We start from the raw sequence: 14611 nt of genomic DNA, 5'->3' as shown, positions 1-14611 counted from the left end.
GGATAATACCAAGTTCTAAAAATAAAAGCTATCACTGATATTCAATCTTAAGGCGCATTTCTCTAGATAATAGTTGCAACGAGATGGCTCCTAGAGTGACAATGACCTGATTAAAAACACAGTATGGAAATGGCAACCTATGAGCAAACTCTTTGATTTGGTATCGGACTACAGCCCGTCCGGTGACCAGCCGACAGCGATAACCAGATTACTAGATGGATTAGATTCTGGTTTGGCACATCAAACTCTATTAGGGGTAACGGGCTCAGGTAAAACCTTTACTCTTGCCAATGTCATTTCCCAATCGCAAAGACCTGCCATTCTGTTAGCACCGAACAAGACGTTGGCTGCTCAGCTTTATGGTGAGATGAAATCTTTCTTTCCAAATAATGCCGTCGAGTACTTCGTTTCTTACTACGATTACTACCAACCAGAAGCTTACGTTCCAACCACGGATACTTTCATTGAGAAAGATGCGTCGGTGAATGCCCATATCGAACAAATGAGGCTATCAGCGACCAAAGCGCTTCTTGAACGTAAAGACGCCATCATTGTTGCGTCTGTATCGGCTATCTATGGTCTTGGTGATCCCAAGTCTTATTTGAAAATGATGCTGCACTTGAGTCGTGGTGAGGTGATGGATCAGCGTGATATTTTGCGTCGCTTGGCTGAGCTTCAATATTCGAGAAACGATGTCGCATTTGAGCGTGGTCAGTTCCGTGTCCGTGGTGAAGTGATTGATATCTTCCCAGCAGAATCTGACCAAGACGCAGTTCGAATCGAAATGTTCGATGATGAAGTAGACTGTATAAGTATTTTTGACCCGTTAACCGGTGCTATTAAACAGAGAGACTTACCTCGTTTTACGGTTTATCCAAAAACGCACTATGTCACTCCAAGAGAGAAAATCCTTGAAGCGATTGAGAAGATTAAGGATGAGTTACGCGATAGGGCGCAATATTTAAAAGACAACAACAAGCTTCTCGAAGAACAGCGCATCTCCCAAAGAACTCAGTTTGATATTGAGATGATGACGGAGCTAGGTTTCTGCTCGGGTATTGAAAACTACTCTCGCTATTTGAGTGGACGTAATGAAGGTGAAGCACCGCCAACCTTGTTTGATTACCTGCCAAATGACGGCCTTTTGATTATCGATGAGTCACACGTGACGGTTCCCCAGATAGGGGCGATGTATAAAGGTGACCGTTCGCGTAAAGAAACCTTGGTTGAGTTTGGCTTTAGACTGCCTTCGGCGTTAGATAACCGTCCGATGAAGTTTGAAGAGTTCGAATCGATCGCTCCTCAGACTATTTTTGTGTCGGCCACGCCGGGTAATTATGAGATTGAGAAATCAGACGGTGAGATTGCTGATCAAGTAGTGCGTCCTACTGGCTTACTTGACCCGATCATTGAAGTAAGGCCTGTCGCGACTCAGGTTGATGACTTACTGTCTGAAATCAGAATACGTTCAGTGAAAGAAGAACGTGTACTTGTCACGACGCTAACTAAACGAATGGCAGAAGACTTAACAGAATACCTGAGTGAGCATGGTGTTAAGGTTCGTTACTTGCACTCAGATATCGATACGGTTGAGCGTGTAGAGATCATTCGGGATCTTCGACTGGGCGAGTTTGACGTGTTAGTGGGCATTAACTTACTTCGAGAAGGTTTGGATATGCCTGAAGTATCGCTGGTGGCTATTCTTGATGCAGACAAAGAAGGCTTCTTACGTTCTGAGCGTTCTCTGATTCAGACCATTGGTCGTGCGGCGCGTAACCTGGAAGGTCGAGCTATCTTGTATGGTGACTCGATTACCAAATCAATGAGAAAAGCGATTGATGAAACTGATCGTCGTAGAGAAAAACAACAAGCTTACAATGAAGAGCAAGGCATCACGCCGCAAGCATTGAAACGTAATATCAAAGATATTATGGAGCTGGGTGACCTGACTAAATCCAAACAACAGCGACAGTCTAAGCAAGTTCCGCTATCTAAGGTTGCTGAACCTTCTGAAAGTTATGCCGTGCTTACACCACAGCAGCTTGATAAAGAGATCAGTAAGCTTGAAGCGGCAATGTATCAACATGCTCAGAACTTGGAATTTGAATTGGCGGCACAGAAGCGTGATGAAATTGAACAGTTAAGAAAGCAGTTCATTACCAATAGTTAAGGTTAGCTCGTCGGGACTGGAATTTCAGACAAAAAAACAGCCAGTAGTAAATGTTCTACTGGCTTACGTTTGTGAACACAAGGTCCACTAACAACGTCAGTTGGCTAGGTGACCCGAAGGTCAGTTAGATAACTGCATCGTTCGTGCCACATCGATAACACATTGATTGTTTTAAACAGGGAAAGAAATGTTCCACAAATACTGTGGTTAATTTGCATAATGCAAAGCGGAATGCGATTATAATAAGAAATGCAAATTATAATGGCTAGGATATGCAATCAAAAACGCTAGATAACAAATCGAAGTATTTGTTGATGGTAGAGGATACCGCTTCAGTAGCGGCTCTATATCGCTCGTATCTTACACCGCTCGAGATTGATATCAACATTGTCGGCACAGGCCGCGATGCAATTGAGAGTTTGAATCACCGAATCCCAGACCTTATTTTATTAGATCTACGTCTACCTGATATGACGGGTATGGACGTGCTATTTGCTGTAAAACAAAAATACCCAGAAGTTCCTGTCATCTTTATGACGGCTCACGGCTCGATTGATACGGCCGTTGAAGCGATGCGTCATGGTTCTCAAGATTTTCTTATCAAACCGTGTGAAGCCGACCGACTTCGTATTACGGTGAACAACGCGATCCGCAAAGCGACAAAACTCAAAAACAGCGCTGAACATCCCGGTAATCAAAACTATCAAGGCTTCATTGGTAGCAGCCAGACCATGCAACAGGTCTACCGAACGATTGATTCTGCAGCATCAAGTAAGGCGAGTATCTTCATCACGGGTGAAAGTGGTACCGGTAAAGAGGTGTGTGCAGAAGCGATTCACGCTGCGAGTAAGCGTGGTGATAAGCCTTTCATCGCGATTAACTGTGCCGCTATTCCTAAAGATTTGATTGAAAGTGAACTGTTTGGTCACGTTAAGGGTGCCTTTACCGGTGCCGCAACGGATCGTCAAGGCGCTGCTGAACTCGCAGATGGTGGAACCCTGTTCCTCGATGAGTTGTGCGAAATGGATCTTGAGTTGCAAACCAAGCTTCTGCGTTTCATTCAAACTGGTACTTTTCAAAAAGTGGGTTCTTCAAAAATGAAGAGCGTTGATGTGCGCTTTGTTTGTGCTACCAACCGTGATCCTTGGAAAGAAGTACAAGAAGGTCGCTTTAGAGAAGATTTATACTATCGTTTATACGTGATTCCTCTGCACTTGCCGCCACTGCGTGAGCGTGGGGAAGATGTTATTGAAATTGCGTACTCGCTGCTGGGCTATATGTCTGTTGAGGAAGGTAAGGCTTTTGTGCGTTTTGCTCAGGAAGTCCTGGATCGCTTTAATCAATACGAGTGGCCGGGTAACGTTCGTCAGCTACAAAACGTATTACGAAATGTGGTGGTATTGAATAATGGTAAAGAGATTACTCTGAACATGCTTCCGCCCCCATTGAATCAACCGATTGAAAACAGTCTGCGACTGAAAGAGAAGCAGAATGAAGACATCACGGTAAAAGATATTTTCCCATTGTGGATCACTGAGAAAACGGCAATCGAACAGGCCATAAAAGCGTGTGATGGCAACATCCCACGCGCGGCAGGTTTCTTGGATGTCAGTCCATCGACGATTTACCGTAAATTGCAAACGTGGAATGCGAAGCAGTAATCACCAAACAATAAGAAAGAACGATGATGAAAGTATTAAATCAGCAAAAAGTTGATGAGCTTGCCGGCGAAATCGGGCAAGAGAATGTTCCAGTGTTACTGGAAATATTTTTAGGTGAATTGAAAGGATACTATGAGCACCTAGATCTCAATAAAGACACAGATACATCGAAGTATCTGGCCGACATTAGCCATGCCTTAAAGAGCAGCGCCGCGAGCTTTGGCGCAGATTCTTTGTGTAGTTTTGCGATTAGTGTGGATGCAAAAGTGAAACAAGCGTTACCCGTGACAGACGTTGATTTTCAAGATATGCAAGAACTTCTGCTATCAACGTACACGGAATATCAGCAGTTGATGACTGATCTTTAAAACGGTTGATGGTGGCATCAGTAGATATTAAAAAAGGAGCATGATGCTCCTTTTTTGTTTTTACTGGTCTCTGTCGTTTAGCTCAAACTACAAACTACAAACTACAAACTACAAACTGCAAGCATTAAGCTACAAGCTATAAGTATTAAGCGAGTTGAGCCCGAATCGCTTGTTGAAGCTTTAAACGGTCATGTCGCCAATCTCGGTTAGGAGAGGCAAGGTCGGTGGTCACGCAGTTCCAAAGTCCTTCAAGTTCAGGGTGCGGCGCATTGCCCAGCACGACATCAATTTTTCTCGCTTTGCAGGTACGTTCACACCATTCAAGCTGTTCTTGAAGCGTCATTTTTCCTGCAGGGCCATGTTCCGGCGAAAGGTTTTCAATGAAAATAACTTTTGCCTTGGTGTTTCCTGCGATTGCTTTACCAATTTCTGGCAGTAGCAGCGGAGGCATCACACTGGTCAGGAAGCTGCCAGGGCCAAGAACGATACAGTCGGCTTGTTCGACGGCTGCAACGGCTTCTCTGGTTGCGGGCACTTCTGGAGACAAGTCCATCATGCGCAGTTTTTCTGTCATGTCGTCAACGTTGGTTTCACCCGTAACCCAACGACCATCCATTGAAAGTGCTGTGAGATCAGAAGGATGCTCAGTCATTGGGACGATATTCACATCGACCTTCAACATGTTTCTGATCAGGTTGATGGCTTCCAACGGACGAACGGATAAGTTGTCCAAAGCAGTAAGCATCAGATTGCCGAGGTTATGGCCGTCCAGCTCACCTTGACCGCGAAAGCGGTACTCAAACATCATCGAACTGATGGAAGGCTCAGTGATCAATTGGTTGATACAGTTACGAGTATCTCCCCAAGCAATACCACCTTGGCAGTCTCGAATTCGTCCGGTTGAACCACCGTTATCTGTTGTTGCAACAATGCCAGTCGCATTACTACCAAAGTCTTTTAATGCAGCAAGCATACGACCTAAGCCATGGCCTCCACCGATTGCTACGACTTTCTTTGAAGAGTAAATATTCATTTTTTGTTCTTGTTAGATTATTACCAACTATAATTTAGGTTAAATGCTTCTCGTCAGATACTCAACAAGAGTTATTTTGAGGGTTTGATACGTTTTTTTTGCCGATGTGACCCGTTTTTTGTCATCAGAGCTAGATTCACGTACAAATATTAAGTATTTTATTACTCAGCTACTGCGCGTGTGAATATAACGTGCAGTTGCCATAACTCCGAGCTCTCGCATGCTAAGTCGCACAGTGGAATTTGCTGTACCGATACGCATCAAGAGCCAGTGACATGTTGTCACAAGGGCTTAATTGGAAATGATTATGCCTCCCGTGTTTGGAAAGGTGTTCCGTGGCGCAACAATTCGAAGATAGATTCCATCGCAAATTTTATTATTTGCGCTTGTCGGTTACAGACGTCTGTAACTTTAAATGTACTTACTGCTTGCCAGATGGTTATAAACCATCAGGGCAAAAAAACTCGTCTTTTTTAAGTGTTCCCGAGATCAAACGCGTTGTAAAAGCGTTTGCAGATTGTGGCACCTCAAAGATCCGCATTACAGGCGGAGAGCCGAGTCTGCGTAAAGACTTTCCTGAAATCATACATACAGTTGCTTCTACTCCAGGCATCGAAAAAGTAGCCACGACAACCAATGGCTACCGCATGGAGAAACAAGTAGGGCAATGGCGTGATGCTGGTTTAACTCATATAAACGTTAGCGTGGATAGCTTAGATTCACGTATGTTCCATCAGATCACTGGTGAGAATAAGTTTACTGAGGTTATGCGAGGTATTGATAAAGCGTTTGAGGTTGGCTATGAACAAGTCAAAGTCAACGTTGTATTGATGAAAGACCTCAACAGTCAGGAATTACCAGCCTTCCTTAATTGGATCAAAGACAAACCTATTCAATTACGTTTTATCGAGCTGATGAAAACTGGCGAGATGGACGAGTTGTTCGATAAACATCATGTATCTGGCGTTGCGATTCGCAATCAGCTTATTGCTAACGGTTGGCTGTTAAAAGTCAAAGCTGTTAACGATGGCCCAGCACAAGTGTTTGTCCACCCAGACTACAAGGGTGAAATTGGTTTGATCATGCCTTACGAGAAAGACTTCTGTGAGAGTTGTAACCGACTGCGTGTTTCTGCGACCGGTAAACTTCACCTATGTCTGTTTGGCGACCACGGTGTTGAACTGAGAGATCTGATTCAAGAAGATCAACAAGAGCAAGAGCTCATTGATCGAATTCAGGCTCAGCTTCAAACCAAGTCCGTTAGCCACTTCTTGCATGATGGCAACAGCGGCATGACTCCAAACTTGGCGTCAATCGGCGGTTAACCCGCTATACATACTCTAAAGCATTTTATCGCTCAGCTTCTTTAAGCTGGGCGAATCAGTCTAATCATTGAAAATTTATATAGGTGAGCAAATGGGTCACGCAGAAAGCAAATTCCAAGCAGCAAACATCGCAGTACTAACGGTTTCAGATACTCGTACAGAAGAAAATGACACGTCAGGTGGTTACCTAGCTGAGCATGCTAAAGAAGCAGGCCACAACGTGGTTGATAAGCAAATTGTTATCGATGACATGTACAAGATCCGTGCGATCGTCTCTAAGTGGATTGCGGATGAAAGCGTTCAAGCTATCATGATCACGGGCGGTACGGGTTTTACATCTCGTGACAGCACACCGGAAGCGCTTAAGCCACTATTCGACAAAGAAGTAGAAGGCTTTGGTGAGCTATTCCGCCAAGTGTCTTACGAAGAGATCGGCACATCGACGATTCAATCTCGTGCGATCGCGGGTTTTGCTAACCACACGGTTATCTTTGCGATGCCAGGTTCTACAGGTGCGTGCCGCACAGGTTGGACTAAGATCATCAAGCAACAGATGGACGCTAGCCACCGTCCTTGTAACTTCATGCCACATCTTTCTGTATAAGGTGGTTTGAGCATGAGCCAATTTACCCACATTAACGCGTCTGGCGAAGCAAACATGGTCGATGTATCGGCTAAAGCAGAGACAGTACGTGAAGCGAGAGCAGAAGCTTTCGTTCAAATGTCAGCAGAAACACTAGAGCTGATTGTTTCTGGCAGCCACCATAAAGGTGATGTTTTCGCAACGGCACGTATTGCTGGTATTCAAGCGGCGAAGAAGACGTGGGACCTGATTCCACTGTGTCACCCATTGTTGCTGACTAAGGTTGAAGTTCAGCTTGAGGCTATCGAGTCTGAAAACAAGGTTCGCATCGAATCTGTTTGTAAGCTTGCTGGTAAGACAGGCGTAGAAATGGAAGCGCTGACGGCTGCTTCTGTTGCTGCGCTAACCATTTACGATATGTGTAAAGCTGTTCAGAAAGACATTGTTATCGAGAATGTGCGCCTGTTAGAGAAGACAGGTGGTAAATCAGGTCACTTCAAGGTGGAATCATGATTACGGTACTTTTCTTTGCACAAACGCGTGAACTTGTCGGCGTCGATAGCGTTGAAGTTGATGCACAGTTCAAGACGATTGAAGCGATTCGCAGCCACCTTGTGCAGCAAGAAGGTAAATGGGACATCGCTTTGGAAGAGGGCAAGCTTCTGGCTGCGCTTAACCAATCTATCGTACCTCTAACGACTGAAGTGAAAGACGGCGACGAAGTGGCTTTCTTCCCACCTGTTACTGGAGGTTAGCCATGAATGACTCTCAAGTTCTTGACCAAAGAGTATTAGTTACTACAGATGATTTTTCTGTGGGCGACGAATACGATTACTTGGCTCAAGGTACAACCGCTGGAGCGGTAGTGACGTTTGTTGGTAAAGTTCGTGACATGAACTTGGGCGACAACGTGATTGGTTTGTCTTTAGAGCATTATCCTGGAATGACAGAGAAGTCTCTGAGTGAGATCTGTGATCAAGCCGAAGCGCGCTGGCCTATCCAGAAGATGCGAGTGATTCACCGCGTGGGTGACCTAGATATTGGTGACCAGATTGTTTACGTTGGTGTATCAAGTGCACACCGTGGTGCCGCCTTTGAAGCGTGTGAGTTTGTTATGGACTTCCTGAAAACCAAAGCGCCGTTTTGGAAAAAGGAAAGAACGACAGAAGCGACTCGTTGGGTTGATTCTCGCGATTCAGACGCGAAAGCAGCAGAGCGTTGGGAAAAGTAAGCTATCTCATATCGTGTCTCGTCCTTAACGTGAAAACGCATTTCAGGTTGTGACGTGAATAATAAGAAAGCCGACGTTGAACGTCGGCTTTTTTGTGCGTGCTACAAAGTGATTTATAAATAAACACTGCATTTAATAAATGGTTAAGCATTCAAGGTGCATATAAATTCTAGGTGGGATTTTGTCTGGTTTGGTGCAGTGTTGAATCTGTTTTGGTGCAGCGCATTATGCTGTTTTGTAAAAAGTGATAATCCTCACAAATAGTGGAGTCTGTTTAGGTGATATGTGATGTGCAATTAGATTTCATGTGGCATTAATGTTAATTTGTCGGCAGTGTTCTAGCATAAGATGCTAAAAAAAAGTATCAATACAGATACATCAACACTAAAGGCTGTTTTTTAATAATTCCCTATGTGTAACTCACTATGTATTAGGTTTTTATTAGAGATTTACACTGATACCTTGAATACTTCGGAGAATTATCCGATTTTTTGCGACTTGTTTATGGCAAATTACTTCAATGGTTGATAGTGTGTGCCTCAATCTTTGTAAGGTTTTAGATTTTTATGCTTAATTTTTGAGCTAAAGAAATCTAAATCACTGCCGTTCAGTGAACCTGCCAAAGAAGTCATGGATGCAATAAGAAAAACTTGGAGTTTATTAAATGTACAAGAATAAAATCACTCAAGCCCTTCTTCTAGGTGCTGGTTTGGCAGTGGCTGCCACTTCTACTCTTTCTATCGCTGCTGACGTTCCAGCAGGCACTGAACTAGCAAAAGTTCAGGAACTGGTTCGCGGTAACGGTACTGAAGTAGCAACACTCGACCCTCACAAATCTCAAGGTGTACCAGAATCTCACGTAATTCGTGATCTTCTAGAAGGTCTAGTGAACCAAGACGGCGAAGGTAATACAATCCCAGGCGTAGCCGAAAGCTGGGAAACGACAGACAACAAAACATTCACTTTCCACCTGCGTAAAGACGCTAAATGGTCTAACGGCGATCCTGTAACGGCAAATGACTTTGTTTACAGCTTCCAACGTGCCGTTGATCCTTTAACTGCTTCTCCATACGCTTGGTATATGGAATATACCAAGATGGCGAATGCGAAAGATATCGTCGCGGGTAAGAAAGACAAGAGTGAACTAGGCGTTAAAGCTTTAGATGACTACACGTTAGAAGTGACTTTAGATACAGCGGTCCCATATTTCGTAATGATGATGGGTCACACAACAGTTAAGCCAGTACATAAAGCAACTGTTGAAAAATTCGGTGACCAGTGGACTAAGCCTGAAAACTTTGTTGGTAATGGTGCATTTGTTCCAAATCAATGGGTAGTTAACGAGCGTCTTGAACTAGTACGCAACGAAAATTACTGGGATAACGAACATACAGTTCTTAACAAAGTAACATTCCTACCAATTGAGAACCAAGTTGCGGAAATGAACCGCTTCCTTTCTGGCGAACTAGATTTCACATACGAAGTTCCTAACGAGCACTTCCGTCGCTTACAGAAAGAGTACCCAGAAGATGTAAACATTAAGGGTAACCTGTGTACTTATTACTACCAATTTAATGCACAGAAAGCACCTTTCGACGACGTACGTGTTCGTAAAGCAATGTCTTACGCAATGGACCGTGACATCGTGACGAAAGCGATTCTTGGTCAAGGCCAAAAACCAGCTTACTTCTTGACTCCTGAAATTACTGCTGGTTTTGACCCGGTAACTCCAGAGTATGGTCAACTTTCTCAAAAAGAGCGTATTGCTGAAGCGAAGCGTCTTCTTGAAGAAGCTGGCTACACGAAGAGCAACCCACTTGAATTCAACCTGCTTTACAACACATCTGAAAACCACAAGAAGCTTGCTGTAGCAATCGCATCAATGTGGAAGAAAGAGCTTGGTATTAACGCGAAACTCGAAAACCAAGAGTGGAAATCATACCTAGACAGTAAAGATACTGGTAACTTTGACGTTGCTCGTGCAGGTTGGTGTGGTGACTACAATGAAGCATCTTCATTCCTAACATTGATGGTTAGCCAGAATACAACTGCTGGTCAGCACTACAAGAGCGCTGACTATGACAAGATTATCGATAAAGCACTAAGCTCTACTTCAGAAGATGAGCGTACGAAGCTATACATCGAAGCAGAAAAACTGCTAGCTAAAGACATGCCAATTGCTCCAGTCTACCAGTACGTTACAACACGTCTTGTATCACCTCAGCTAGGTGGTTACCCAGAAGGTAACGCCGAAGATAAGATCTATTCAAAAGATCTTTATATCAAAGCAAAATAACCTCCTATAAAAATAAAATATAACTAACTTAGACCTGTGTGCGAGAAATCGCACACAGTGTCTATTTAATTTTTAATTGTCACAGACTGAAAAGAGTGAGTTTATGCTTAAATTCATTATGAAAAGGATATTCGAAGCGATTCCAACCATGTTGGTGTTGATCACTATATCTTTCTTTCTCATGCGTTTCGCACCGGGTAACCCGTTTTCGAGCGAACGCCCATTACCGCCAGAAGTTATGGCTAACATCGAAGCTAAATACGGCCTAGATAAACCTGTATTTGAACAGTACACAACGTACTTGACTAACATCGTTCAAGGTGACTTTGGTCCATCATTCAAATATCAAGATTACACCGTAAATGAGCTGATCGCAGTTGCGCTTCCGGTATCTGCGAAGGTCGGTTTTGTTGCCTTTATCTTTACCCTGATTATGGGGGTATCGGTGGGAACCATTGCCGCGCTTAAGCACAATACTTGGGTCGATTACACTATAATGTCTACCGCCATGCTCGGGGTGGTGATGCCATCCTTCGTGTTGGCACCAGCGCTTATTTACCTATTCTCTCTACACTGGCATATATTTCCAGCAGGTGGTTGGCACGGTGGTACGTATATGTACATCGTCCTACCCGTTATCGCGATGTCTCTTCTATACGTAGCAACCTTTGCTCGTATCACTCGCGGTAGCATGATTGAAACCCTAAACAGTAACTTTATCCGTACTGCTCGTGCTAAAGGTCTAAGTTACCGTTATATCGTTCTTAAACATGCGCTCAAACCAGCACTACTCCCTGTTGTTTCATACATGGGGCCAGCGTTCGTAGGTATCATCACAGGTTCAGTTGTTGTTGAAACCATCTTCGGCCTGCCGGGTATCGGTAAGCTGTTTGTTAACGCCGCGTTTAACCGTGATTATTCGTTAGTAATGGGTGTTACCATTTTGATTGGTTTCCTATTCATCTTGTTCAACGCAATCGTTGATATTTTACTAGCGCTTATTGACCCGAAAATTCGCTACTAGCAGGGACGCATGGTTATGTTGAAGAAAAAAGAAAACTTAGAAGCGATCGAAAAATTCTCTGAGAGTTTGGAAATTGAAGGTCGTAGCTTGTGGCAAGATGCGCGTATTCGTTTTATGCGTAACAAAGCGGCAATGGTCAGTTTGTTTATCCTTACTATCATGGTGCTATCGGTAATCTTCTTACCTATGCTAGCACAGCATGCTTATGATGATACTGACTGGTACGCAATGCATGCAGCGCCAAGCGCGGATCATTGGTTTGGTACCGACAGTTTAGGTCGTGACCTATACGTTCGTACGATGATCGGTGGCCGTATTTCTCTTATGGTTGGTGTGATGGGGGCATTCGTAGCGGTACTAATAGGTACGCTTTACGGTGCAGCTTCAGGTTTCATTGGCGGTCGTACTGACCGAGTGATGATGCGTATCCTGGAGATTCTATACGCCGTGCCATTCATGTTCCTAGTGATCGTACTGGTGACGTTCTTTGGTCGTAATATCGTACTTATTTTTGTTGCTATCGGCGCAATTGCTTGGCTCGATATGGCACGAATCGTACGTGGCCAAACGTTGAGTTTACGTAGTAAAGAATTCATTGAGGCTGCGCACGTATGTGGTGTCAGCAAGTGGAAAATCATTACACGTCACATCGTACCGAACGTATTGGGTATTGTTGCGGTTTACTCAACGCTACTTATTCCGAGCATGATCCTTACAGAATCATTCTTATCTTTCCTTGGTCTTGGTGTTCAAGAGCCTATGACAAGTTGGGGCGCGCTATTACAAGAAGGCTCGCAAACAATGGAAGTTGCTATTTGGCAATTGGCATTCCCAGCGGCATTCATGGTAGTTACGCTGTTCTGCTTTAACTACGTAGGTGATGGTCTGCGCGACGCGCTTGATCCAAAAGACAGATAAAGAAATAGCAATTAAAAGCTATAAAAGATTAAGGAAGCAATAATGAGCTTATTAGATGTCAAAGATCTGCGCGTCGAATTTACCACGCAAGATGGTACGGTAACCGCAGTAAACGACCTGAACTTCTCACTCAACCAAGGCGAAACGCTGGGTATTGTTGGTGAGTCGGGTTCGGGTAAATCTCAAACGGTATTTGCACTGATGGGACTGCTGGCTAAGAACGGCATCATCTCAGGCAGTGCAAAGTTTGAAGGTAATGAGATTCTCAATCTACCTGAGAAAGCACTGAACAAAGTTCGTGCTGAACAGATCGCGATGATCTTCCAAGATCCAATGACGTCACTGAATCCTTACATGAAAGTATGTGATCAGCTGATGGAAGTGCTTATGCTGCATAAAGGCATGGGCAAAGCGGAAGCGTTCGAAGAATCAGTACGTATGCTGGAAGCGGTGAAAATCCCTGAAGCACGTAAACGTATTACCATGTATCCACACGAATTTTCTGGCGGTATGCGTCAACGTGTGATGATTGCAATGGCTTTGCTATGTCGTCCAAAACTACTGATTGCTGATGAACCAACAACGGCGTTGGATGTAACCATTCAAGCGCAAATCATGGAATTGCTGAACGAGCTTAAAGATGAGTTCAATACAGCAATCATCATGATCACCCATGATTTGGGTGTAGTTGCCGGTTCTTGTGACAAAGTTCTAGTGATGTACGCTGGCCGTACCATGGAATACGGCACAGTAGATGAAATCTTCTATGAGCCTAGCCACCCTTATGCGGAAGGCCTGCTTAAAGCAATTCCTCGTTTGGATACCGAAGGTGAAATTCTGCCAACGATTCCAGGTAACCCACCTAACTTACTTCGTCTACCAACCGGTTGTCCTTATCAAGACCGTTGTCACCGTGTAATGGACCGTTGTAAGCAAGAAGCACCGATTTTGCAGCCATTTGCAAAAGATCGTCAGCGTGCTTGTTTTTCTGATTGGGAGACTTGGACAAAATGAGTAAAGAATTACTATTAGATATTAAAAACCTTAAGGTTCACTTTAGCATTGCGGCTAAGTCTGCTTGGCCTTGGGCGAAACCATCAAACCTTAAAGCGGTTGATGGGGTGGATGTTCACCTTTACGAAGGTGAGACTCTGGGTGTAGTAGGTGAGTCTGGCTGTGGTAAATCAACATTTGCCCGCGCAATTATTGGTTTAGTTGAGGCAACTGAAGGCGAAGTTATGTGGTTAGGCCAAGACCTGACTAAGATGCAGGAAGTGAAGCGTCGTGAGACTCGTAAAGAGATTCAGATGATCTTCCAAGACCCGCTAGCATCGCTTAACCCGCGTATGTCAGTTGGAGATATCATTGCTGAGCCTCTACAAACTTTCTATCCTGAGCTTTCTAAGCAGGAAGTGAAAGATCGAGTTAAAGAGATGATGGCAAAGGTTGGTCTACTACCCAACGTAATCAACCGTTACCCACATGAATTCTCTGGTGGCCAGTGTCAACGTATCGGTATCGCACGTGCACTTATCTTGAAACCTAAGATGATCATCTGTGATGAGCCGGTTTCTGCTCTGGATGTATCTATCCAAGCTCAAGTAGTTAACCTTCTTATGGAACTACAGAAAGAGTTGGGTTTGTCTTTGGTATTCATCGCACACGATTTGTCGGTTGTGAAGCACATCTCTGACCGCGTATTGGTGATGTACTTAGGTAATGCTGTTGAGCTAGGTGAATCAGATGCCTTGTTCTCAGATCCTAAACACCCATATACCAAAGCATTGATGTCTGCAGTTCCGATTCCAGACCCACGCTTAGAGTGCAGCAAAACGATTCAGATGCTGGAGGGTGATCTCCCATCACCAATTAATCCACCATCGGGTTGTGTGTTCCGTACTCGTTGCCCTGAAGCAACCGAGGCCTGCGCGCAAACTAAGCCAACTATTCAAGGCGATGACGTACACGCAGTGTCTTGCTTGCACGTACAAGTCTAGAACCC

Annotated in this window: 14 protein-coding genes and 1 riboswitch; of the genes, 13 read left to right on the top strand and 1 reads right to left on the bottom strand. The window is 44.2% G+C overall.

Going from position 1 to position 14611, the window contains the following annotated elements; all coding sequences use genetic code 11:
- The first annotated feature begins 139 nt into the window (after positions 1-139).
- The 3 genes from uvrB (at position 140) to luxU (ending at position 4199) form a co-directional block, all read left to right on the top strand.
- On the top strand, positions 140-2170 hold the full coding sequence (gene uvrB / locus QUF19_RS11625; RefSeq protein ID WP_017111110.1) for an excinuclease ABC subunit UvrB: 2031 nt from the start codon (positions 140-142) through the stop codon (positions 2168-2170).
- Positions 2171-2442: 272 nt separating this feature from the next.
- Positions 2443-3831 carry a quorum-sensing sigma-54 dependent transcriptional regulator LuxO gene (gene luxO / locus QUF19_RS11620; protein ID WP_017111109.1) on the top strand — a complete coding sequence of 463 codons (1389 nt, stop codon included), beginning with the start codon at positions 2443-2445 and terminating at the stop codon, positions 3829-3831.
- 23 nt (positions 3832-3854) lie between these two features.
- Positions 3855-4199 carry a quorum-sensing phosphorelay protein LuxU gene (luxU, locus tag QUF19_RS11615; protein WP_065103213.1) on the top strand — a complete coding sequence of 115 codons (345 nt, stop codon included), beginning with the start codon at positions 3855-3857 and terminating at the stop codon, positions 4197-4199.
- 145 nt (positions 4200-4344) lie between these two features.
- Here luxU and QUF19_RS11610 read toward each other — a convergent pair whose 3' ends face one another.
- The gene (locus QUF19_RS11610) at positions 4345-5232 is read right to left on the bottom strand and encodes a YvcK family protein (RefSeq protein ID WP_286293763.1); all 888 of its coding nucleotides are present in this window, start codon (positions 5230-5232) and stop codon (positions 4345-4347) included.
- A 194-nt stretch (positions 5233-5426) separates the two neighbouring features.
- Positions 5427-5579, top strand: a riboswitch (molybdenum cofactor riboswitch).
- Between QUF19_RS11610 and moaA the strand changes: the two genes are divergently transcribed.
- From moaA to oppF, 10 genes are all read left to right on the top strand, one after another.
- The gene (gene moaA / locus QUF19_RS11605) at positions 5568-6557 is read left to right on the top strand and encodes a GTP 3',8-cyclase MoaA (RefSeq protein WP_017632500.1); all 990 of its coding nucleotides are present in this window, start codon (positions 5568-5570) and stop codon (positions 6555-6557) included. (Overlaps the previous riboswitch by 12 nt.)
- Positions 6558-6648: 91 nt before the next feature.
- Complete coding sequence (moaB, locus tag QUF19_RS11600) at positions 6649-7161, top strand: molybdenum cofactor biosynthesis protein B (RefSeq protein ID WP_004734027.1); 513 nt, start codon at positions 6649-6651, stop codon at positions 7159-7161.
- 12 nt (positions 7162-7173) lie between these two features.
- Positions 7174-7653 (top strand): cyclic pyranopterin monophosphate synthase MoaC, encoded by a 480-nt coding sequence (gene moaC, locus QUF19_RS11595; RefSeq protein WP_004734026.1) that lies wholly within the window; start codon positions 7174-7176, stop codon positions 7651-7653.
- The gene (gene moaD / locus QUF19_RS11590; protein WP_017111106.1) at positions 7650-7895 is read left to right on the top strand and encodes a molybdopterin synthase sulfur carrier subunit; all 246 of its coding nucleotides are present in this window, start codon (positions 7650-7652) and stop codon (positions 7893-7895) included. Before moaC ends, moaD begins: the two co-directional genes overlap by 4 nt.
- Positions 7896-7897: 2 nt before the next feature.
- The gene (gene moaE / locus QUF19_RS11585) at positions 7898-8371 is read left to right on the top strand and encodes a molybdopterin synthase catalytic subunit MoaE (RefSeq protein ID WP_286293685.1); all 474 of its coding nucleotides are present in this window, start codon (positions 7898-7900) and stop codon (positions 8369-8371) included.
- Between the two features lie 664 nt (positions 8372-9035).
- Positions 9036-10667 (top strand): ABC transporter substrate-binding protein, encoded by a 1632-nt coding sequence (locus QUF19_RS11580; RefSeq protein ID WP_286293682.1) that lies wholly within the window; start codon positions 9036-9038, stop codon positions 10665-10667.
- A 103-nt stretch (positions 10668-10770) separates the two neighbouring features.
- The gene (gene oppB, locus QUF19_RS11575) at positions 10771-11691 is read left to right on the top strand and encodes an oligopeptide ABC transporter permease OppB (protein ID WP_010437199.1); all 921 of its coding nucleotides are present in this window, start codon (positions 10771-10773) and stop codon (positions 11689-11691) included.
- 15 nt (positions 11692-11706) lie between these two features.
- Entirely contained in the window at positions 11707-12609 is a 903-nt protein-coding gene (gene oppC / locus QUF19_RS11570; RefSeq protein ID WP_017078104.1) for an oligopeptide ABC transporter permease OppC, read from the top strand.
- Positions 12610-12651: 42 nt separating this feature from the next.
- On the top strand, positions 12652-13623 hold the full coding sequence (locus tag QUF19_RS11565; RefSeq protein WP_017107310.1) for an ABC transporter ATP-binding protein: 972 nt from the start codon (positions 12652-12654) through the stop codon (positions 13621-13623).
- On the top strand, positions 13620-14606 hold the full coding sequence (gene oppF, locus QUF19_RS11560) for a murein tripeptide/oligopeptide ABC transporter ATP binding protein OppF (RefSeq protein WP_286293666.1): 987 nt from the start codon (positions 13620-13622) through the stop codon (positions 14604-14606). The genes QUF19_RS11565 and oppF overlap by 4 nt, the downstream gene beginning before the upstream one ends.
- The last annotated feature ends 5 nt before the right edge of the window (positions 14607-14611 follow it).

Origin of the sequence: Vibrio sp. FE10, from assembly GCF_030297155.1 — a bacterium.
In the GTDB taxonomy this organism is placed as follows: domain Bacteria; phylum Pseudomonadota; class Gammaproteobacteria; order Enterobacterales; family Vibrionaceae; genus Vibrio; species Vibrio apostichopi.
Note: the sequence above shows the minus strand (reverse complement) of the source record. Positions and strands in the feature narration are given on the sequence as shown.

Coding starts and splice junctions, on each gene's coding strand:
- moaE (WP_286293685.1), top strand. CDS start 7,898: ATGAATGACTCTCAAGTTCTTGACCAAAGAGTATTAGTTACTACAGAT.
- moaC (WP_004734026.1), top strand. CDS start 7,174: ATGAGCCAATTTACCCACATTAACGCGTCTGGCGAAGCAAACATGGTC.
- oppC (WP_017078104.1), top strand. CDS start 11,707: ATGTTGAAGAAAAAAGAAAACTTAGAAGCGATCGAAAAATTCTCTGAG.
- luxO (WP_017111109.1), top strand. CDS start 2,443: ATGCAATCAAAAACGCTAGATAACAAATCGAAGTATTTGTTGATGGTA.
- oppB (WP_010437199.1), top strand. CDS start 10,771: ATGCTTAAATTCATTATGAAAAGGATATTCGAAGCGATTCCAACCATG.
- QUF19_RS11610 (WP_286293763.1), bottom strand. CDS start 5,232: ATGAATATTTACTCTTCAAAGAAAGTCGTAGCAATCGGTGGAGGCCAT.
- luxU (WP_065103213.1), top strand. CDS start 3,855: ATGATGAAAGTATTAAATCAGCAAAAAGTTGATGAGCTTGCCGGCGAA.
- moaD (WP_017111106.1), top strand. CDS start 7,650: ATGATTACGGTACTTTTCTTTGCACAAACGCGTGAACTTGTCGGCGTC.
- QUF19_RS11565 (WP_017107310.1), top strand. CDS start 12,652: ATGAGCTTATTAGATGTCAAAGATCTGCGCGTCGAATTTACCACGCAA.
- uvrB (WP_017111110.1), top strand. CDS start 140: ATGAGCAAACTCTTTGATTTGGTATCGGACTACAGCCCGTCCGGTGAC.
- oppF (WP_286293666.1), top strand. CDS start 13,620: ATGAGTAAAGAATTACTATTAGATATTAAAAACCTTAAGGTTCACTTT.
- moaB (WP_004734027.1), top strand. CDS start 6,649: ATGGGTCACGCAGAAAGCAAATTCCAAGCAGCAAACATCGCAGTACTA.
- QUF19_RS11580 (WP_286293682.1), top strand. CDS start 9,036: ATGTACAAGAATAAAATCACTCAAGCCCTTCTTCTAGGTGCTGGTTTG.